At 68.6% G+C, this 20,473-nt stretch carries 17 protein-coding genes and 1 tRNA gene; 5 read left to right on the top strand and 13 right to left on the bottom strand.

Going from position 1 to position 20,473, the window contains the following annotated elements:
- Positions 1-2 precede the first annotated feature (2 nt).
- The gene (locus VGT80_RS07295; protein ID WP_327454312.1) at positions 3-2,516 is read right to left on the bottom strand and encodes a bifunctional YncE family protein/alkaline phosphatase family protein; all 2,514 of its coding nucleotides are present in this window, start codon (positions 2,514-2,516) and stop codon (positions 3-5) included.
- A gap of 541 nt (positions 2,517-3,057) precedes the next feature.
- On the bottom strand, positions 3,058-4,236 hold the full coding sequence (gene rnd / locus VGT80_RS07290) for a ribonuclease D (RefSeq protein WP_327454310.1): 1,179 nt from the start codon (positions 4,234-4,236) through the stop codon (positions 3,058-3,060).
- Between the two features lie 92 nt (positions 4,237-4,328).
- On the opposite strand from rnd, the gene purM reads away from it, so the two are divergent.
- Both purM and VGT80_RS07280 read left to right on the top strand, forming a co-directional pair.
- Complete coding sequence (gene purM, locus VGT80_RS07285) at positions 4,329-5,360, top strand: phosphoribosylformylglycinamidine cyclo-ligase (protein ID WP_327454308.1); 1,032 nt, start codon at positions 4,329-4,331, stop codon at positions 5,358-5,360.
- Complete coding sequence (locus VGT80_RS07280) at positions 5,360-6,052, top strand: hypothetical protein (RefSeq protein ID WP_327454307.1); 693 nt, start codon at positions 5,360-5,362, stop codon at positions 6,050-6,052. Before purM ends, VGT80_RS07280 begins: the two co-directional genes overlap by 1 nt.
- Positions 6,053-6,061: 9 nt before the next feature.
- Here the strand turns inward: VGT80_RS07280 and VGT80_RS07275 are convergent, their stop codons facing one another.
- From VGT80_RS07275 to VGT80_RS07265, 3 genes are read right to left on the bottom strand one after another with little or no spacing between them, the layout of a single operon-like run.
- Positions 6,062-7,117 (bottom strand): 2-oxoacid:ferredoxin oxidoreductase subunit beta, encoded by a 1,056-nt coding sequence (locus VGT80_RS07275; protein ID WP_327454305.1) that lies wholly within the window; start codon positions 7,115-7,117, stop codon positions 6,062-6,064.
- Complete coding sequence (locus tag VGT80_RS07270) at positions 7,114-8,922, bottom strand: 2-oxoacid:acceptor oxidoreductase subunit alpha (RefSeq protein ID WP_327454303.1); 1,809 nt, start codon at positions 8,920-8,922, stop codon at positions 7,114-7,116. The genes VGT80_RS07275 and VGT80_RS07270 overlap by 4 nt, the downstream gene beginning before the upstream one ends.
- An 8-nt stretch (positions 8,923-8,930) precedes the next feature.
- Positions 8,931-10,724 (bottom strand): FAD-dependent oxidoreductase, encoded by a 1,794-nt coding sequence (locus VGT80_RS07265; protein WP_327454301.1) that lies wholly within the window; start codon positions 10,722-10,724, stop codon positions 8,931-8,933.
- A gap of 310 nt (positions 10,725-11,034) precedes the next feature.
- Between VGT80_RS07265 and VGT80_RS07260 the strand changes: the two genes are divergently transcribed.
- Positions 11,035-11,208: a hypothetical protein gene (locus tag VGT80_RS07260; protein ID WP_327454299.1), complete on the top strand. Its 174-nt coding sequence runs from the start codon at positions 11,035-11,037 to the stop codon at positions 11,206-11,208.
- Between the two features lie 8 nt (positions 11,209-11,216).
- Here the strand turns inward: VGT80_RS07260 and VGT80_RS07255 are convergent, their stop codons facing one another.
- The 3 genes from VGT80_RS07255 to tig all read right to left on the bottom strand — a co-directional run bounded on the left by VGT80_RS07255 (position 11,217) and on the right by tig (position 16,390).
- Positions 11,217-13,058 carry an NF038122 family metalloprotease gene (locus tag VGT80_RS07255; protein ID WP_327454297.1) on the bottom strand — a complete coding sequence of 614 codons (1,842 nt, stop codon included), beginning with the start codon at positions 13,056-13,058 and terminating at the stop codon, positions 11,217-11,219.
- Positions 13,059-13,161: 103 nt separating this feature from the next.
- A complete protein-coding gene (locus tag VGT80_RS07250; protein WP_327454295.1) occupies positions 13,162-14,625 on the bottom strand; it encodes a family 16 glycosylhydrolase in 1,464 nt (487 codons plus the stop codon).
- Positions 14,626-15,031: 406 nt separating this feature from the next.
- Positions 15,032-16,390 carry a trigger factor gene (tig, locus tag VGT80_RS07245; protein ID WP_327454293.1) on the bottom strand — a complete coding sequence of 453 codons (1,359 nt, stop codon included), beginning with the start codon at positions 16,388-16,390 and terminating at the stop codon, positions 15,032-15,034.
- Positions 16,391-16,589: 199 nt separating this feature from the next.
- On the opposite strand from tig, the gene VGT80_RS07240 reads away from it, so the two are divergent.
- Positions 16,590-16,674: transfer RNA gene (locus VGT80_RS07240), tRNA-Leu, on the top strand.
- A 39-nt stretch (positions 16,675-16,713) separates the two neighbouring features.
- The gene (locus VGT80_RS07235) at positions 16,714-17,943 is read left to right on the top strand and encodes a glycosyltransferase (RefSeq protein WP_327454291.1); all 1,230 of its coding nucleotides are present in this window, start codon (positions 16,714-16,716) and stop codon (positions 17,941-17,943) included.
- Between the two features lie 6 nt (positions 17,944-17,949).
- Here the strand turns inward: VGT80_RS07235 and VGT80_RS07230 are convergent, their stop codons facing one another.
- The 5 genes from VGT80_RS07230 to VGT80_RS07210 form a co-directional block, all read right to left on the bottom strand.
- Positions 17,950-18,285 (bottom strand): peptidase inhibitor I78, encoded by a 336-nt coding sequence (locus VGT80_RS07230; protein ID WP_327454289.1) that lies wholly within the window; start codon positions 18,283-18,285, stop codon positions 17,950-17,952.
- Entirely contained in the window at positions 18,282-18,740 is a 459-nt protein-coding gene (locus VGT80_RS07225; RefSeq protein WP_327454288.1) for a DNA polymerase III subunit chi, read from the bottom strand. The genes VGT80_RS07230 and VGT80_RS07225 overlap by 4 nt, the downstream gene beginning before the upstream one ends.
- A gap of 503 nt (positions 18,741-19,243) precedes the next feature.
- Entirely contained in the window at positions 19,244-19,480 is a 237-nt protein-coding gene (locus tag VGT80_RS07220; protein WP_327454286.1) for a DUF6894 family protein, read from the bottom strand.
- Positions 19,481-19,552: 72 nt separating this feature from the next.
- Positions 19,553-19,894 (bottom strand): hypothetical protein, encoded by a 342-nt coding sequence (locus VGT80_RS07215; RefSeq protein WP_327454284.1) that lies wholly within the window; start codon positions 19,892-19,894, stop codon positions 19,553-19,555.
- Positions 19,891-20,301 carry a hypothetical protein gene (locus VGT80_RS07210; protein WP_327454282.1) on the bottom strand — a complete coding sequence of 137 codons (411 nt, stop codon included), beginning with the start codon at positions 20,299-20,301 and terminating at the stop codon, positions 19,891-19,893. The genes VGT80_RS07215 and VGT80_RS07210 overlap by 4 nt, the downstream gene beginning before the upstream one ends.
- Positions 20,302-20,473: the final 172 nt, after the last annotated feature.

Here is a 20,473-nt window from a genome sequence, read left to right as displayed (position 1 = left end):
GCCTATCGGTCGTCGTCGTCCTGCGGCGCATCGGCAAGCGCGCGGAAGCGGTGCGTCGGCGCGGGAACCTTGGCGGCCGGACCTTTGACGCTCTTCCAGATGATCTCGTTCAGCCGCCGCATCGGCGCGCGGTCGGCCTCGGCGAAATTCATCCTGGCGCTTTCCTGCGCGCCCCAGGCGGTCTCGGCGTTCTTCTCGAACAGGTCGACCTGGGCCGGCAGGGCCGTGAATGGCGTCAGGTCCGGCTTGTCGGCGAAGGCCGCGTATAGCGGCGTCGCCCCGGCGTCGTACTGGCTCATCGGCGGCAGACCGAGCAGCAGCTCGAACGTCCTGAGGAACGAGGTCGTCGAATAGAGGGTGGAATCCACCGCGCCGCGCTTGATGTAGGGGCTGGCCACCAGGCCCACGGTGCGCCGGGCGTCCACATGGTCGGCCCCGTCCTGGGCGTCGTCCTCGATGATGAAGATCGCCGTCGAGGCCCAGTATTTCGAGTGGCTGACCCGCTCCACCAGCTGGCCGACGGCCCAGTCGTTGTCCGCCACCATGGCCACCGGGGTGAAGGCGCCCGGCTTCGAACCGCGGGTGTGGTCCTCGCCCATGGACATGACCACCAGGTTCGGCAGCCGCTTGGCCGGATCGGGGCTGTCGAAATTGGCCTCGAACTGGTCGAATTCCTTCAGAAAGACCGCCAGGTTGTCGCGGTCACGCGCGTTGAAGCCGATGTAGTCGGGGCTCAGGTGGCCCCAAAGCGCGTCGGCCCCCGGCGACGGCGTGATCGGGTCGCCGGTGCTGACCCGGCGGCCGTATTCGCCATAGTTGCGATAGGTCAGCCCCTTGCGCCGCGCCAAATCCCAGCTGTGGCCGGCGGGCGGATAGTAGGCCGGGGCGGGCTTCACGTCGGATCGGTCGGCGTAGTTCGAAGGCCAGGTCTTCTCGTTGTAGTCGGTGGCGTAGGCCGCGTTGGACCAGGAGTGACCGTCCACGCTCACCTCGCCGTCGGCGTAGAGGTTGTCGAGCGTCACGAACTGCTCGGCGAGCGCATGGGCGTTGGGCGTCACCTTGCGGCCGAACAGCGTCAGGTTGGCGTCGCCGTCGCCGCGGCCGAGGTCGCCCAGCACCTGGTCGTAGGTGCGGTTCTCCCGGATGACGTAGATCACGTGCTGGATCGGCGAGCCGGCCCCGACGGCGCGCGGAATCACGCTGGGCGCGGCCGGCGCCCGGGCCTGCGTCAACAACTCGTCACTGTAGGGCGAATTGGCGAGCGCCTGTTTCGTCAGCGCGGGCAACCGCCGAGTGACCCCGGCCAGGGGCACGCGCTCCAAGGTGCTGACCTGCAGGGTCTTGATGCTCTCGCGCTGGCCGCCGGGGGCATGTGGGCCATGTGGTGTCGGATAGGCCGCTTCGCCCTTGCCGGCCCCGACGTAGAGCGCCCCGCCCTTCTCGGCGATGGCCAGCGCCGAGGGATACCAGCCCACCGGCACGAAGCCCTTCACCACGCTGCGCCCGGGCGTCTTCACGTCGATGACCGCCACGTCGTTGTTGTCCGCATTGGCCACGTAGAGCAGGCCGCGGGCCACATCGAGCGCCAGGGCGTCGGGCGTCGAACCCTCCGGGGCGCGGGGCTGCAGGGTGGTGGAGATCCGCTCGATCACCGCCCCGGCCCGGGTGTCGATGACATGGACCGTGTTGTCGCCGGAGCAGGCGACGTAGAGCCGTCCGTCGGGGCCGAGCACCATCTCGTTGGGATTGGCGCCCACGGCGATGGTCCCAATGGTCCGGTTCTGCGCCGTGTCGATGACGCTGACCGAGCGGCTCGACCAGTTCGACACATAGAGCCGCGCGCCGTCCTTGGAGAACACCAGCTCGTAGGGGCTCACATCCACCGCGATGCGGGCCACCAGCGCATGGGTGTCGGCGTCGAACACCACGACGGGGGTGGCGTCCATGCCGACCCCGCGGTTGGCGGCGTAGAGCAGGGGCTTGGTCGGGTGATGGGCGACGCCGGCCCAGCCCACCTGGTCCATCGGCAAGGTCTCGTCGAACTGTGCGACCGGGGTCTGCGACAGCCGCCCGTGCGCATAGGCGAAGGCATAGATCGGGGCTTTCGCCGGCGCCTTCGGGCCCGCGGCGTTGCCGCCGGAGACGTAGAGGGTCTTGCCGTCGGGCGACCAGGCGAGACCCAGCCAGGTCGACGCCAGTGCGATGCGCTGCACGATCTTGCGGGTCGCCGGATCGATCACCGTCAGGCCGTGCGGCAGATACCCTGAGTTGACGGCCACGACAGCCCGGCCGTCGGGGGCGGTGAGCATCTTCATCACCAGGTCGCCGGTGACGCCCAGGTTCTGGCCGGCCGGCGTGATCCGCCAGCCGTTGGGCAGGTCAAAGCCGCCGGGGATCGCGTGCGGTCGCGCCGTGCTGGCCGGCCCGATGGTCCGCGGCCCCGCCGCCTGAACCGCGCCTGCCGCCAGCAGGACCGCCGCCGCGCCCACGCGAGCCACCGTCTTGGAAATCCGCATGCCGCCCTCCCCCCCTGCGATCTGCCAACGGATCGCGCCTGTCGGCGTCGTATCCGCTGTCGATGACAGATTGACCGCGGTGGGGGCCGGGCGCCAGCCCTCGCATCGCGGGCGGCCCAAATAGCAAGAGGGCGACGGTCCGGTTGCCCGATCCGCCGCCCTCTGAACCAGATCCGTTGGGGGATCTAGGCCTTCAAGGTCCGGAGGCGTCCGTCGCGCCGGGGTCGCCCCCTCCGCGTCTCGCCACCCCCGGCGCCTCAGTTTCGGAAGTCCTCCAGGTCACCCCTTCAAACCGCCGCCCCTGAGAGCCTCCCGCTTCGTGGACCTTCCGGTTGCCCGGTCCGCCCGCGCCGCAGTTCCTCTCGGCAAGGACACCTTCCTCCAGCCCCGGGCCGGGCGCAACGGGTCTGCAGAGCGGGCCTGTGGGTGATCTGCCAGATAGTCGGTGGACGAGCTGTGGACAACCCCCGGAGGGAACGGAAAACGCCAAACCGTTCAGAGGCTTGGAATTATCCTCAGGATCGGAGGTTGGCCGCGGAAATCAGCCTGCGCTGGCCGTTTTCGGGGCCCGGCGGACCTCCACGACCCGCACGCGTGCGCCGTCGAGCACCAGGGCCAGCTCGCCGCGCTTCAGCTTCAGGGCGTCCTCGCCGAAGGCTTCCCGCCGCCAGCCCTTCAGCGCCGCGGTGTCGGCCGCGTCGTCATTGGCGATCTGTTCAAGGTCGGCGACCGTGGCGATCAGCTTGGAGGCCACCCCGGTCTCCTCCGCCCGCGCTTTCAGGAGCACCTTCAGCAGTTCGACCACCGCCCCTGCGGCGGGCGACGAGGGTGTGCGGGTCTTCTCGATTACCGGGGCGTAGGCTTCCGGGTCGCGCAGCGCCTCGCGTACGGCGGCGATCAGGTCGGGCCCGAAGCGCGAGCCCGAGAAGCCCTTGGGCACCGAGCGCAGGCGGTCCAGCGCGTCGGAATCGATCGGCGCCTGGGTGGCGATCTCGTCGATCGCCTCGTCCTTCAGGATGCGGCCGCGGGGCTGGTCGCGCAGCTGAGCCGTCCGCTCGCGCCAGGCCGCGACGGCCCGATAGACCGCGAGATACTTCGTCGTGTGCCGCCGCGGCTTCAGCCGCTTCCACGCATTGTCCGGTTCGACGTCATAGAGCGCCGGATCGGTGAGGTTCGACATCTCGTCGCCGACCCAGCCCAGCCGGCCCTCGGCCTCCAGCCGCTTGCGCAGGATCGGATAGACATTGGCGAGGTGGGTCACATCTGCCAGGGCATAGGTGAGCTGGTTGTCCGACAGCGGCCGGCGCGCCCAATCCGTGAAACGACTGCTCTTGTCGAGCTCGATCTTCAGGGTCTGGCGGACCAGGGCGTCATAGGCGATCTGCTCGCCGAAGCCCGCCGCCATGGCCGCCACCTGGGTGTCGAACAGCGGCCGGGGCATGGCCTTCAGGTTGTTGAAGATCTCCACGTCCTGGCGCGCGGCGTGGAAGACCTTGAGGATGGTCTCGTCGCGCAGGATTTCCAGGAACGGCTCGAGGTCGAGGCCCTCGGCCAGCGGGTCGATCGTCGCCTCGGCCGCGGAGCACGCGGCCTGGATCAGGCACAGCTTGGGCCAGTAGGTCGTCTCGCGCATGAACTCGGTGTCCACGGCGACGAAGGGCTGGCCTTTCAGTTTGTCGCAGAACGCCGCGAGGTCGGCGGTGGTTGTGATCGGCGTCATCGATTAGCTATAGCCCCGCCGCGATGCGAGTCTGCAAGCCCGTGTTGCGCGCACTGCGTCCATTTCCTCCCTAGCCAAGGCCTGACCCTTCCATGAGCGACCGGCCCAACGGACTGACCTATGCGCAAGCCGGCGTGGATATCGACGCCGGTAACGCCCTGGTCGAACGCATCAAGCCGCTCGCGCGCTCCACGGCAAGGCCCGGTTCGACGCCGTCGCTGGGCGGGTTCGGCGCGCTGTTCGACCTGAAGGCCGCCGGCTATGACGATCCGCTGCTGGTCACCACAACCGATGGCGTCGGCACCAAGCTGAAGCTCGCCATCGAGACGGGCCGCCACGACACGGTGGGCATCGACCTCGTGGCCATGTGCGTCAACGACCTGCTGGCCCAGGGCGCCGAGCCGCTGCTGTTCCTCGACTATTACGCCACCGGCAAGCTGGAGGTCGAGGCCGCCGCCGCGGTGATCGCCGGCATCGCCGAGGGCTGCCGCCAGGCCGGCTGCGCCCTGGTGGGCGGCGAGACGGCCGAAATGCCGGGCATGTATTCGGGCGGCGACTACGACATGGCGGGCTTCTGCGTCGGCGCAGTCGACCGGGCCCAGGTGCTGCCGCGTCTCGCCGACCAGAAGGCGGGCGACCTCATGATCGGCCTGGCGTCCTCCGGGCCGCATTCCAACGGCTATTCCCTGGTCCGGCGGATCGTCGAGCGCTCGGGCCTGGCCTGGGACGCGCCGGCTCCGTTTGCGCCGGGGCAGACCCTTGCCGAAGCGCTGCTGACGCCCACCCGAATCTACATCAAGACCGTGCTGCCGCACCTGAAGGCCGGGCGCGTGAAGGGCTTGGCGCACATTACCGGCGGCGGGCTCACCGAGAACCCGCCGCGGGCCATCGCCGACGGACTGGTCCCCCGCTTCGACTGGAACGCCTGGACCCTGCCGCCGGTGTTCGAATGGCTGCAGCAGACCGGCGGGGTTTCCGACGTCGAGATGCGCCGCACCTTCAACTGCGGCCTGGGCCTGGTGCTGATCGTGGGTCCGACCGACGTGGCCGAGGTGCTTGAAGGGCTGGTCCGGGCGGAGGAAGATGCCTTCGTGGTGGGCGAGTTGGCGGCGAGCGACGACTGATGCGACGGGCAACCCTGATGTTTTGCGGCCTCGCCGTGCTGGGCGGCGCCGCGACGGCGGCGCCTGCGCCCGGAACACCGGAAGCCGCCGGCTTCACCCAACTGTTCGTCAGCCCATGCGGCGAGCCCTATCGCGGCCGCCCCGGCGAGCCGTACCCGGTGGTGCTCTGGTTCAAACAGGCCGACGCCAACCACGATGGCGTCATCGACAAGGCGGAGTTCCGCGCCGACCACGCCGGCTTCTTCGACGCCCTCGATTCCAACGGCGACGGCGTGCTCGACTCGACCGAGGTCGCCTTCTACGAGAACCGCGTCGTCCCCGACGTCCTGGGCCGCCAGCGGGTGGGGGCGATCGCGCCGAAGCTGATCCTTGTGCAGGGTCAAGGGCCCCAGGGCCCGCCGAGCGAGCAGCTGCCGGGCCAAGAAGGGGTGCGGGGCCCGACGGGCGGCCTGGGCGCGCAACGGCTTGCGCCTATCGAGTATGAAGGCGCGGCGGCCTATGGCCTGCTGGCCGAGCCGGAGCCCGTGACCGCGGCCGACACCAACCTCGACTTCCGCATCACCAAGGCCGAATTCCTGGCCGCAGCCGACCGCCGTTTCAGGCGGCTCGACAAGCGCGGCGACGGCAAGCTGACGCTGGACGAACTGCCGATGACCGCCGCACAGGCCGCCGCGGCGCGGCGCAAGCGGTGATCGCGGGGTCTAGCGCAGGCCCGCGTTGATCTTGGCCAGCGCGGCCGCGCCCGGCACCAGCTCGTCCTGGCTGAGCTCGTTCAGCGGGGTCGCCACGGTGTCCAGCGCCGCGTGCAGGTCCTCGGAGTCGGGATCGATATAGAGCAGGCCGGTGACGATCTCGCCCTGCGCCTGCTTGGACTGCAGGAAGCCCAGCGCCGCGGCGCGGTCGCTGGGATCGTAGAGCTCGGCCAGCTTGTGCAGGCTGAGCACCTGGCCGTCGTGCTGGACGACCGTCACGGTCTCGCCCGGCGCATAGTCCACGTGGATCGGCGCGCGCGGGGTGATCATGTCCAGCCGGTTCACCGCCTCGTTGTGCTCGCGCACATAGTCGAAGCTCTTGGTCGAGCCGTCGTGATTGTTGAACTGCACGCACGGGCTGATGCAGTCGATGAAGGCCGCGCCCTTGTGCATCAGGCCGGCCTTGATCAGCGGCGTGAGCTGTTCCTTGTCGCCGGAGAACGAGCGGGCCACGTAGGTCGCGCCGAGTTGCAGAGCCATGCCCACGAGGTCGATGCCGGCGTCGTGATTGACCACGCCACGCTTGGACTTCGAGCCCTTGTCGGAGGTGGCCGAGAACTGGCCCTTGGTCAGGCCGTACACGCCGTTGTTCTCGACGATGTAGAGCATGTTCACGCCACGCCGCATGGCGTGGGCGAACTGGCCCAGGCCGATCGAGGCGCTATCGCCATCGCCGGAGACGCCCAGGTAGATGAGGTCCTTGTTGGCCAGGTTCGCCCCGGTCAGCACCGAGGGCATCCGGCCGTGCACGGTATTGAAGCCGTGACTGTTGCCCAGGAAATAGTCCGGCGTCTTCGACGAGCAGCCGATCCCCGACAGCTTGGCGATGCGGTGCGGCGGCAGCTCGAGCTCATAGACCGCCTGGATGATCGCGGCCGAGATGGAGTCGTGGCCGCAGCCGGCGCAGAGCGTCGAAACCGAGCCCTCGTAGTCGCGGCGCGTGAAGCCCAGGGCGTTCTTGGCCAGGCCCGGGTGATGCAGCTGGGGCTTGGTGATGTAGGTCATTCCGCAGCCTCGATGACGGAGCCCACCGACATCAACGTCCCGATCTGGCCGGCGATGAAGCGCGCGGTGATGGGCGTGCCGTCGTAGTGCAGGACGGGCGTGAGCTTGCCGGGATCGACCTCGCCCTCCGTGACGATGAGGGTTCGAAGCTGCGCGTCGCGGTTCTGCTCGACCACAAACACCCGGTCGTGGGCGGCGATGAACTCATAGACCTCGTCGCTGAACGGGAAGCCCCGCACCCGCAGCGCATCGACATGGCGCCCCTGCCCCTCCAGGGCGTCGAGGGCCTCGTGCATGGCGCCGGTGGAGGAGCCGAAGTAGATCGCCCCGTCGCGGGTCTTGCGCTTGGCTTTGCGGAGGACCGGCGCGGGCATCAGCGCCTTGGCGCTCTCGAACTTGCGCAGCAGCCGCTGCATGTTGTCGACGTAGACCGAGCCTTCCTCGGAATAGCGCGCCTGGGGGTTGCGCGACGTGCCGCGGGTGAAATAGGCGCCCCTCGTCGGATGGACGCCTGGATAGGTGCGGTAGGGGATGCCGTCGCCGTCCACGTCGAGGTAGCGGCCGAAATCCCGGCCTGCCTCCAGCTCGTCGTGGGTCATGACCTTGCCGCGGTCGAGGCGGCGCGCGTCGTCCCATGCGAAGGGCTGGGTCAGCCATTCGTTCATGCCGATGTCGAGGTCGAGCATCACGAAGATGGTGGTCTGCAGCCGGTCGGCGAGATCGAAGGCGAGCGCGCCCATCTCGAAGCATTCGCCCGGGTCGGCGGGCAGCAGCATCGGGTGCTTGGTGTCGCCGTGGCTGGCGTAGGCGGCGCCGATCAGGTCGGCCTGCTGGGTGCGGGTCGGCATGCCGGTGGAGGGGCCGCCGCGCTGCACGTCGAAGATCACCGCCGGGATCTCGGCGAAGTACGAAAGGCCGATGAACTCGGTCATCAGCGAAATGCCCGGCCCGGAGGTTGCGGTGAACGCCCGCGCGCCGTTCCAGCCCGCGCCGACCACGATGCCGATGGAGGCGATCTCGTCCTCGGCCTGGACGATGGCGTAGCGGGCCTGGCCGGTCTCCGGATCGGTCCTCAGGTCCTTGCAGTAGGCGGTGAAGGCCTCGGCGAGCGAGGTCGAGGGCGTGATCGGATACCAGGCGCAGACGGTCGCTCCGCCATAGACGGCGCCCAGGGCCGCGGCGGCGTTGCCCTCGACATAGATGCGGTCGCCCACCTGGTCGGCGCGGCGCACCTGCAGCCGCAGCGGCTCGTGGGTCTGGGTGACATAGTCGTGGCCCATCTTGAGGGCCTCGAAGTTGGCGTCGATCAGCCGTTGGCGGCCGGCGAAATCCTCGGAGATGAGCGCCTGGATCGTCTCGATCTCGATCCCCAAGAGTGCAGCCAATGCGCCCACATAGACGATATTCTTGAACAGTTGGCGCTCGCGCGCGACCTGGTATTTCGCGTTGCACATGGCGGTCAGCGGCACGCCCACGACCGTGATGTCTTCGCGGAATTTCGCAGCCGGCATCGGCTTGGTGGAATCGTAGAACAGATAGCCGCCGGTCTCGATCTCGGCGATGTCGCGATCCCAGGTCTGCGGGTTCATGGCGACCATCAGATCGACGCCGCCGCGCCGGCCCAGACGCCCGGCCTCGGTGATCCTGACTTCGTACCAGGTCGGCAAGCCCTGGATGTTCGAGGGGAAGATGTTGCGCGCCGCCACCGGCACGCCCATGCGGATGATCGCGCGCGCGAAGAGCCCGTTGGCCGAGGCCGATCCCGAACCGTTCACATTGGCGAACTTGACGACGAAGTCGTTCACGCGAGGCTTTACTTGCTCTGGCATGCCGCCCCCTCGGCGTGGGTCATCTCGAGCAGGAACTTCTGCATGTCCCAGGCCCCGGTGGGGCACCGTTCGGCGCAGAGCCCGCAGTGCAGGCAGACGTCCTCGTCCTTGACCATCACCCGACCGGTCGGCAGGGCGCCGGAGACATAGAGGTCCTGGTCGAGGTTCACCGACGGCGCCTTGAGCCGCGTGCGCAGCTCGCCCTCCTCGCCGTCCTCGGTGAAGGTGATGCAGTCCACCGGGCAGATGTCGACGCAGGCGTCGCACTCGATGCAGAGGCTGTCGGTGAACACCGTCTCCACGTCGCAGTTCAGGCAGCGCTGGGCCTCCTTGAAGCCGAGTTCACGGTCGAACCCGAGCTCGACCTCGAGCCGCACGTCCTTCAGCGCCACGGCCTTGTCGCGCAGCGGCACCCGGTAGCGCAGGTCGTTCGAGACGTCGTTGTCGTAACTCCACTCGTGGATGCCCATCTTCTGGCTGATCAGGGTGACATCCGGCGCCGGGCGCAGGCTGACGTCGTCGCCGCGGCAGAACTTGTCGATGGAGACGGCCGCGTCGTGGCCGTGGGCCACGGCCCAGATGATGTTCTTGGGCCCGAACGCCGCGTCGCCGCCGAAGAAGACGCCGGGGATGGAGGCCTGCATGGTGATCGGATTGACCTGCGGCATGCCCCAGTCGTCGAACTCAAGGCCGATGTCGCGCTCGATCCAGGGGAAGCTGTTCTCCTGGCCCACGGCGACGAGCACGTCGTCGCACTCGTAGTGCTCGTCCGGCTCGCCCGAGGGCACGAGCTTGCGCCGACCCTTCTCGTCGAACTCCGCCCGGACCACCTCGAAGAGCACGCCGGTCAGCTTGCCGTCCTGATGGGTGAAGGCCTTGGGCACGCGGAAGTTGATGAACGGGATGTCCTCGTGGATCGCGTCCTCCTTCTCCCAGGGGGACGCCTTCATTTCCTCGTAGCCCGAACGGACGATCACCTTGACGTCCTCGCCGCCCAGCCGGCGCGAGGTGCGGCAGCAGTCCATGGCGGTGTTGCCGCCGCCCAGGACGATCACCCGGCGGCCGATTTTGTCGATGTGGCCGAAGGAGACGGACGAGAGCCAGTCGATGCCGATGTGGATGTTGCCGGCGGCTTCTGTCCGGCCGGGAATGTCCAGGTCGCGGCCACGCGGCGCGCCGGAGCCCACGAAGATGGCGTCGTAGCCTTCGCCCAGCAGCGCCTTCAGGCTGTCGATCCGCGAGCCCAGGCGGATATCCATGCCGCCAAGGGCTGTGATGTAGCCAACCTCCTCGTCGATGACCTCTTCCGGCAGGCGGAAACGCGGAATCTGGCTGCGGATCATGCCGCCGGTCTTGCTCTCGCCGTCGTAGATGGTGATCTCGTAGCCCAGCGGGGCCAGGTCGCGGGCCACCGTCAGCGAGGCCGGGCCACAGCCCACCAGGGCCACGCGCTTGCCGTTGGACTGGGCCGCCGGGCGGGGCAGCAGGTCGGCGATGCCCGCCTTGTTGTCGGCCGCGACGCGCTTCAGTCGGCAGATCGCCACCGGCTCGTCCTCGACGCGGCCGCGCCGGCAGGCGGGCTCGCACGGGCGGTCGCAGGTCCGTCCCAGGATCCCCGGGAAGACGTTGGACTTCCAATTCACCATGTAGGCGTCGGTGTAGCGGCCCTCCGCGATGAGGCGGATGTACTCCGGCACCGGCGTATGGGCCGGGCACGCCCACTGACAGTCTACGACCTTATGGAAGTAATCAGGCCCCCAACTACTCGTCCGCTGCAAAACGCATTCCTTCCCGAAACGCTCTACTCTCGCGGGGGGCTAGCGGACTGCTGAGGCAGAAGGCCCTGGCCGGGCGCGCGACGCGGCGTTGATTTGCGAAGATTACGTCTCGAAGTCCGGCGAAGCCAAGCCTTTCGTGACCCGTGTTGGGCAATTTCGGCGCTTTGGCGAATGCTGCCGGCCGGTTCGCCTCAAGCGATCGTGACTTCGGGAATAGTTTTCCTGCCTCGCCGCCCTCTGGCCGGTCCGAGAGGTAAATGATACCTTAACGGATGGGACGCCCCGGGTGCGGGGATGGGAGATCAGAGCCATGACGCCTGACCGCGACTTCTCGCCGAAGCCACAGTCCCACGCCTTTCCGTCGCCCTCGCACGGCGTCCCGCTCGATGAAGACGCCGGCCCCGCCACGCTCTTCCAGGAGATCAACGAGCGCCGGGCCCGCATCGAGAACGCCGAACTGCTGCGCCACCTGCGCGGGCTCTGACGAGCCCTTCAGGCGCCGAAGATCCAGCCGGGCGGCAGCGTCGAGAGCTGCACGTTTCGTAGGATCATCTCGTCGCCCGCCCCCAGATCGATGATCGTGTCGGCGCCGGCTTGGCGCAGGGTGAAGGTCGTGCCCGGATCGAGCTGTACCCGGTCGCCTTCGGCGGAATTGAAGTCGGTCACCACATCGAGGCCGGCGCCATTGAAGGTGTGGAAGGTGTCGGCGCCGGCGCCGCCGGTGATGGTGTCGTTGCCGCGGTCGCCTGAGAGCCAGTCGTCGCCCTCCCCGCCCGACAGGCTGTCGTCGCCCTGCCCGCCGCGGATCAGGTCGTTGCCCCAGCCCCCCACGCAGGTGTCGTTGCCGAGGTTGCCGTAAACGATGTCATTGCCGTCGTCCCCGAACAGGACATCGTCGTTCTTGCCGCCCACGACCCAGTCGTCGCCCTCGCCACCGTGGATGGTGTCATTGCCCACGTTGCCGTTGATGTCGTCGAATGCGGCGCCGCCCTGGATGGAGTCATTGCCGTCTTCGCCGCGCAGGTAGTTCTGCGAGTCGCGGCCGACGACCGTATCGTCTCCGGCGCCGGCCGTGATTGTCGAGCCGCCGATGTCGCCGAACAACATGTCATTGCCGGTCGTCGAGGCCGCGGCGCCCTGCAGGATGTCGATCGAATAGGAGCCGGAGCCGGCGTCCAGGTGCGAGCCCGCCGAGACGTAGAGGGTCGTGGCCGTGCCGATGTGGATGACGAGCCGGGAGTCCAGGTTCTGGCCGGGGATGATGTCGTCGGCCTGGCGGACCAGGACGCCGTCGGCGGAGTCGTAGACTCGCAGGAACGGGTTGCTCAGCGTGCCGCCGCCGCCCGTCGCGCCGGTCTCGCTGATGAGGTAGTTGCCCGGCCCCACGGCGACGGCGAAGACATCCCGGTCGCCTGCGCCCTGCAGCACGCCGTGGGCGGTGACGCCCAGGCTCAGCTGGCCGAAGGGGTGGCTGGTGTCCGTCGGGTCGCTGGCGAAGTCGTCACCCGCCGTGAACGGCGCATCCGGCGTGCGCAGGTCCCACCCCAGGACGTCGAGGATCTGCAGGTCGGTGTTCGAGACATGGTTGAACGAGCCGCCGCCGCCCGGACCGAAGGCGTCGTCGAAGGTGTTGTCCCAGTCGGCGAGGTCCTGATGGTCGGAGACGCCAGTGGGGTCGACGGAATTGTGGAACTGCAGGTCGGGGACCACATGGGCGCCGTCGACACCGAAATAGGTCGCAATGCCGTCAGCCCCGCCTGTGTAGTCGCGCACGCCGGCGAGGGAGAATCGGAAGAGATCCATCGGCGCCCAGTGCGGCGCGCCCGCGCCCTTGCCGAGGCTGCCGACCCGGCCGAAAGCCCCCTCCGAGAGTTCGTGCACGATGGCCGCGACCGCATCGTCGCCGAAGCTCCAGACGTCCCCAGAGCCAAGCGTCACCTGCACGTCGAAGTCGACGGGAGCGGTGAGGAAACCGAGCGCGTGGGCTTGCGCCACCGGGATGATGAATCGCGCCCCGCCCGACGGATCGAGCGTCGGCAGGCCCGCCACCGACAGCAGGTCGTCCGAGCTCGAGGCATGGGCCGAGAGCGCGGCCTTGAGGGCGCTGTAGCCGACGACGCCCGCGCTGAAGGAATTGGTGGCGGCGAAATCCTTGTCCACCGCGTCGAAGACCCAGTCGACCTGGATCGTGACCGAATTGCTGATGTGGCTCTGCAAATAGGTCTCAGCCGTCAGGACGGCGGCGCGGTAGCCATCGGTGACGCCGGGCTCATAGGTGTTCTGGAACACCAGGCCGCTGCCGACAGCCGTCACGGTCTCGCTGGATACCGGCATGGTCGCACCCACGAAACCACCGACGAAATCTACCTGGAGTGGCCCAGCCCGCGCCGCTCTTGTCAAGTCAGGCGCGCGGCCCGCGGGCGCCCACGGCCGACAGCTAGGCCCCGAATATCCAGCCGTCGTGCAGGGCCGAGAGCTCGGTGTGCTGCAGGACCATCTCGCCGCCGCCGGTCATGTCGATGACCACGTCCGCGCCCTGCTGGCTCACCGTGTAGGTATCGCCCGGATCGACCTGCACGCGGTCGCCCTCGGCTGGGTTGAAGTCGGTGACCACGCTGACGCCGGCGCCGGAAAAGGTGTGGAAGGTGTCCGTGCCCGCCCCGCCGGTGAGGGTGTCGTGGCCGCGGTCCCCCGAGAGCCAGTCGTTGCCGTCCTGTCCGTTCAGCACGTCGTCGCCCTGGCCGCCGCGCACGATGTCGTCGCCGGAACCGCCGAACAGGGTGTCGTTGCCCAGGTTGCCATAGACGATGTCGTTGCCCGCCTCGCCGAAGACGAGATCGTCGCCCTTGCCGCCGACCGCCCAATCGTCGCCGGCGCCGGCGTGGATGGTGTCGTTGCCCTCGTTGCCGTTGATGTCGTCGAAGCCAGAGCCGCCCTGGATCTGGTCGTCGCCCGCGGCGCCGCGCAGGTAGTTCGAACCCGAAGCGCCGCCAGTCAGGGTGTCGTCACCCGCCCCGCCCTGCAGTGAGCCGCCGCTATCGGGGGCGACGAGCGTCTGATTGCCGTCGGCCGGGGTGGAGACCCCACCGGTGGCGGCCGGCGGCGCGGGCGGCGCGCCATCCGCATAGGGGTTGGACGACCAGGCCCGGATGTAGTCGATGTTCATCTGCGCCACTGGCGGCGTCGAGGCGTCGACGCTGCCCGCCCATCCGCCGCCCATGGCCAGATTGGCGATCATGTACATCGGGCCGTGCATGTCGGCCGGGGTGTCGACCTGATAGATCGGCTTGTTGTCGTAGAAGAAGGTGACCTTGTCGGCTTCCCAGTCCACCGCATAGGTGTGGTAGCCGGCGGACCAGTCGCCGACGTTGGTCGCCAGGGCCTGTTGGGTGTGAGCGCCGGTCTCCTCGGTATGGACCGTCGTGTAGATGGTCGAGGTGTCCCGCCCCAGCGCCTCGACGACGTCGAGCTCCGGCGGCCAGGCGCCGTTGGCCGGCATCAGCCAGAACGCCGGCCACAACCCCTGGCCGGCCGGCAGCTGCGCCTTCATCTCGAAATAGCCGTAGGTCTGGGTGAAGGAGTGGTTCGTCTCGATCAGGCCGGACGTGTACTGATAGGCGCCCAGCGAGCCATACTTGGCATAGCCGAGATCGCCCGCGATCGAGGGATCGGCCTTCTGCGCGGTCAGCGTCAGGATGCCGTTGTCGACGGTCCACGGGTGCACCGACGATGTCGGGCCATAATTGGCGTTGATGTACCACTCCTGCTCGCCGTTGCTCGGCAGGGAGGAGCCGTTGCCCCGGTCGTCCTCATAGGCCGGCGTGGTCGACCAGGTGCCCGATGCGCCATTCCACAGGCTGAGGGAATTGAACTCATCGTCGAAGGTGAGCGTCGCAGGCATCTGGGGTCCCCCAAGGTGGCGGCGCGTGATCCGTCCTCACGCCGCGGGGAACCTATTGGCCAAGATCAGATGCGCGGACCGACAAGGTGTCGCACACCTGGACTACAGCAACGCTTCAGTTCGTATGTGAATGTCGTTCAGAAACAATTGCCTATTTTGGGACATATTCTGCAACATCGCCCAATTGTTCTAAACCATCGCAATCAAAGGTGTTCTTCGACGAAGAACGTTGGAAATGAGACAGCAAGCGCGACGTGGTGCGACCTGCGGACACGCGTCATCCGGCCACAGCCAAGCCGCGCGCCCGCGTGACCAAGAATCGGCCGGTGGCGTGAAAAAGGCCCGGAGCGCGGCTCCGGGCCTTGTCATTTCCGTCCGGGATCGGCGGCCAAGGGCCGCGACGGCCTCAGCCGCCGTAGCCTGCCGGCAGGTCCTCTTCCTTCAGGAGGTCGTCCTTGGAGACCTTCTTGTCCTTCACCTTGGCCTTTTCGACGATCAGGTCGACGACCTTGTCCTCGAACAGCGGCGCGCGGATCTGGGCCTGGGCGTTGGGGTTCTGACGCAGGAGGTCGAAGATCTGCTGGGCCTGTTGGCCATAGCGCATGGCCTCCTGGCGCATGGCGCCGGCCAGCTCCTGGTCGGACACCTGGACGTTGTTGGCCCGGCCGATCTCGGCCAGGACCAGGCCCAGACGCACGCGGCGCTCGGCGATCTTGCGGTACTCGGTGCGTAGCTGGTCGTCGGTCTTCTCGGCGTCGTCGTCGGGCAGGCTGCCGTTGGCCTTGTCCTGCTCCACCTGGCTCCAGATGGCGGCGAATTCGGCGTCGACCATCTTCGGCGGCAGCGGGAAATCGTGCTTCTCGTCGAGCTGGTCCAGGAGCGCGCGCTTCAGCTTGAAGCGGGTCGCCCCGGCGTACTGCTGCTCGAGATTGGTCTTCAAGAGCTCCCTGAGCTTCTCCAGGCTTTCCACGCCCAGCCGCTCGGCGAGCGCGTCGTCGGCCTTGGCGTCCACCGGCGCCTTGACCTCCTTCACCTTGGTCTCGAACTCGGCCGCTTTGCCCTTGAGGGTATCCACCTGATAGTCGTCGGGGAAGGTCACCTTGACCGTAAGGTCGCTGTCGGGCTTGGCTCCGACCAGCTGGCCTTCGAAGCCCGGGATGAACTGGCCAGACCCCAGCACCAGTTCCACGTCGTTGGCGCTGCCGCCTTCGAAGGGCTCCCCGCCGATCCGGCCGACGAAGTCGATGACGACCATGTCGCCGTCCTTGGCCTTCACGGCCTTGCCGGTCTTGGTCTCGTAGGTGCGGTTCTGGGTGGCGAGTTCGTCCAGCGCCTCGTCGACCTCCTTGGCGGTCGGCTCATAGACCGGGCGCGTGAGCGAGAGCTTGGCCAGGTCCACCGGCTCGAACTCCGGCATCACATCGACGGCGATCTCGTAGGCCAGGTCGGCCTTGCCCTCGATGACCTGCGACAGGTCGCCCTCCGGCTTCAGGTCGGGCTCGCTGGCCGGCCGCACCTTGTTTTCGTCGAGCACCTTTTGGGTGGTTTCCGAGAGGGTCTGCTCCAGCACCTCGCTCATCAGGCCCTTGCCATAGAGCCGGCGCACATGGGCAGTCGGCACCTTGCCCGGGCGGAAGCCCTTGATGCGCAGGGTGGGTGTGATCTCCGCGATGCGCGCTTCGAGCTTGTCCGCGAGCTCCTGGGCGGGCACCGTCACCCCCCACACGCGGCTGAGGCCATCGGCTGACTTTTCAATAACTTCCATAGACATTCTTGACGTTCCGAGGCATCGCGGCTGGGCCGCGCGGCGCCCCTCTGGATGTGAAAGGACGAACGCCTCCGGCAGGTCGGCGGCGCGAGCGCGCCTTATGTCACGCCCCCGGGTCGGGTCCAAGCCCAAACCCCCCGCTGCGCCGCTTGCGCACTTGACGGCAGGCGCGACCCCCGCGACAGCAGGGTCCGATGCGGATGTGGCGGAACTGGTAGACGCACTGGATTTAGGTTCCAGCGCCGCAAGGCGTGGAGGTTCGAGTCCTCTCATCCGCACCAGGTGACAGCGGCCGCGCGGGCGGGCCATAAGGCGCGGGCATGGGCGGCGTCCTCTTCGTTCACAACAACTTCCCGGCCCAGTTCCGCGACCTGGCGGAGGTGCTGGTGGCTCGCGGCGTCCGCTGCGTGTCGATCAGCCAGGCGCATGCCGTGGAAGACGTGCCCGGCGTGCCGTCCATCAAGTACGGTCTGCCGCGCGGCTCGACCTTCGGGATCTTTCCGCTGGCCGTGCGGGCCGAGGCCGACTTCATCCGCGGATCCATGGCGCTGAAGGCGGCGCAGCGGGCGAAGTCGCAGGGGTTCGATCCGGACGTCATCATCGGCCACACCGGCTGGGGCGAGACCGTGCTCCTGAAGGAGGTCTGGCCGCAGGCCCGCCAGATCCTCTATCCGGAGTTCTTCTACGCTGGCCGCGGCCTCGACATCGGCTTCGACACCGAGTTCAAGCAGCCTGGCCCCGAAGGTATCCTGCTAGGGACGGCGAAGAACACCGTCGCGGCCCTGGCCCTGACCCAGGCCGACGCCCTGGTCTGTCCGACGCGGTTCCAGGCCTCCACCTTGCCGGCGGTCTTCCAGCCGCTGATCCGCATCATCCACGAAGGCGTCGATCTCGAGACGATCCGCCCGGCCCCCGCCCAGCCGTTCGTCCTGGACGACGGCCGCATCCTCGCGCCGGGCACGCCGGTGATCACCCACGTCAACAACAACATGGAGCCGCTGCGGGGCCTGCACATCTTCGCCCGCGCCCTGCCCCGCCTGATGGACGAGGTTCCAGAGGCCCAGGCGATCGTCATCGGCAATCCCGGCAACCACGGCTACTCCGGCTCGTCGCCCGAGGGCCTCACCTGGCGCGACGTCTGCTTCGAGGGCGTCGAGGTCGATCCGCACCGCCTCCACTTCCTCGGCAAGACCGAGCATGCGCGGATGCTGGCGGCGCTCAGGCTCTCGACGGCCCACGTCTACTACACCTATCCGTTCGTGCTCTCCTGGTCGCTGGCCGAGGCCATGGCGCTCGGCTGCTACGTCATCGCCTCCGACACGCCGCCGCTGCACGAGGCGATCGAGGACGGGGTCAACGGCAAGCTGCTGCCGTTCTTCGATCCCGAAGCGCTGTCCGACGCACTGATCGCCGCCTGCCGCGAGCCGGAAGCTCAGGCGTCCCTGCGCCGCGCCGCGCGCAAGACCGCCGAGCGCCTGTTCAGCCGCGAGAAGGGCCGCGCGGCCTGGCTCAAGCTGCTATCGGAGATGGGCCTGGCGGTCCCCGCTTGACCGGGCTCAACCGCACTTGATCTCGCGGATCAGCCCGGTCTGGGCGTCGAAGAAGAAGTTCAGCCGCTCGGGCCGGTAGTCCTGGGTCACCGGGCAGGTGGTGCAGGCGACGCGCTGGCGGTTCGGGTCGACCGGTACCGGGATCTCGGTGCGGGCATGGCCGACCAGGCGCTGCAGATCGGCCGCGCCGCAGGCGTCCTTCGGCGTCGGGATCGGCGAGGCGGCGGGCGGTGGCCGTGCGGCCTGCGGCGGCTCGGCCGTCGTCGCGCGCGGGAACGCCAGCGGCGTCGGGGCGCAGCCGGCCGCCGCCAGCACCGCGCCCAGCATCAGGAACCGTCTCATGCCTGCTTCTCCCAGCCACGCGCCTGCTGCTTCCAATAGGAAACCGGCAGCCCGTCGGCCTTGATGCGTGTCCAGAGCGCGCGGGCCTCGGCGAGCTGGGCCTCGTCGGCGCCATCGAACAACACCAGACAGCGCGCAAATCCAGCCAGCTCGCCCGGCTCGGCGCCGTCCACCAGGAACAGGGCGTCGGCGCCGTTGGGGTTCTCGAATCCGGTCGTCAGCAGCACCGGTTGACGGGCGGCGTTGGGCTCGCCCGCCGGGGCGTGCGGCAGGAAGCTCTCGTCGCGATAGCTCCAGAGCCAGCCGTCCAGATGCTCGATCCGATCGGGCGACGGGGTCCGCACCAGCGCCTTCCAGCCACGCGCCAGCGTCTTCTCGAGCAACTCGGGCAAAACCTGGTCGAGCCCGGTGCGCTCCAGATGATAGAACCAGACCTCGCACGCCGCCTCGCTCATCCGCCTTCTCTAGCCTGCCCGCGGCCGCGACGGGAGCCTTCCTGAGGCTGGGCCGACGAAATGTGACGACCAGGCGCCGAGGCGCGCGTTCCCCGCGGGGGCCTGACGCCGCCCTCGGCGCCACCGCAAATGTAAAGGCTAGACCCTGCAACCGCCGCACGGTGGCGAAGGCCCTGTCGGCTGGACGAGCTTGGCGCCATGCCCTGGCGGCCGATTCCTCCGCTGCAGTACCTGCTCGGCGTGCTCGGCGGCTTGGCGCTCGGCGCGGCGATCGCCAGCCTCGCCATCTGGGCGGCGATCCTGACGGCTTGACGCGCGATCAGGCGGCGCGGGCGCGGCGCACCGGACGGCGCGGCGGCTGGCCACGGCGCAGCTCTGCTGCGATCACAGCCCGCCGAAGCTCGGCGACCAAGCGGCTGAGGTTGTCCTGTCCACTTTCCATGGGCGGCAGAACGCGCGGAGCTCGGCCTTGATCCCGTCGGAACGCGTCGCGACGCGAAAATCTAGGCCGCGAGGTTTCCGCTCAGGGAGACGTTCACGCTCATCACGACGGCGCCAGCCTCGTCCGCCACCTCCACGACGAGATGGCCGGTGTCCCAGAGCTCGCTCGGGCGCTCCTTGAGCAACTCGGCCATGACCCGGGTCGCCTTCCTGCGCACCGCCTCGAGATCGGGGAGGTCTGTGCCGTCTTCGTCGGGATAACGCCGTCCGTCCACGGTGTTGAAGAAGTATCTCGGCATGGACGCATAACTGGCGTCGACCAGCGCGCGTTCCCCTAATTCCGCGGGATAACGGCGTGCCGATTCAACGGACTAGCGGGCCGCATTGCGGCAGCGCCTCACAACGTCCTCAAGCCGCTGGAGCCGTTGCTCCCGCAGGATGCGGCCGGCCGCCAGCAGCTGATAGCGATCGGCCGCGCCGCCTGCGTCGCGAAGGGCGGTTTCGCTGTCGGGATAGGCCGGCGGCGGGCCGAGGTCCTCGGGGACGCATTTCATCGGCTTTGGCGTCAGCGCGCGGATCACCCGGGGCGCTACGGCCGGCGCGGTCGCCGCCTGGGGCGCGGGCCTGGGCGCGCCGGGCGCCAGCGGAGAACGCGTCGCGCAGCCGGCGAGCCCGGCTGCCGCCAGCGCCAGGACCAAGACCAGCCGGTTCATCTGTGGTCCAGGGCGCTCAGCACCGCGCGGTCGGCGCTTTCCATCCGCGCGCAGACATCGAAGCCGGCCGGCGGCGTGCCGACCAGTTGCGCCGCCACCGAGTTCGGATCGCCGCGGACGGCCTTGATCTGGGTCGTCTCGCCCGGTCGGGCGCCGCCGCGGGGCGCACCGGCGGCGTAGGCGGCGGCCGAATAGGTGCGCACCGTGGCGCGGCAACTCACCAGCTCGGCCTGGAGCTGCGAGGCGTCGTGCGTCGCCAGGGCCGCGATCCGGCCGCGCAGGAAGTCTTCCTTGTGGCGCGAATGCACGGTGCTCACGGCGAAGGTCGCGGCGAACGCCATGGCGACCAGGCACCAGCCGATGCCGGCCCACCTATGGGTGAAGATGCGGGCGATCCCGCGTAGCATGGCTGACCTCCCTCGAACGCCGCAATGAGCAGAGTCTAAGCCTGCGGCGTCAATGCGGCGTAACCGCCGAAAGCAGGCCTCCAAAGGGGCGATCGTCTCGGCCGGGGGCGCGCCCGACCCTCGGGACGGCAACCTTGCGGCGAAGCCTGGCGTTTTCGATCCGGGCGGGAAG

It is taken from the genome of Phenylobacterium sp. (assembly GCF_035944335.1).
Lineage (GTDB): Bacteria > Pseudomonadota > Alphaproteobacteria > Caulobacterales > Caulobacteraceae > Phenylobacterium.
This window is presented reverse-complemented; position numbering and strand designations above follow the sequence as displayed.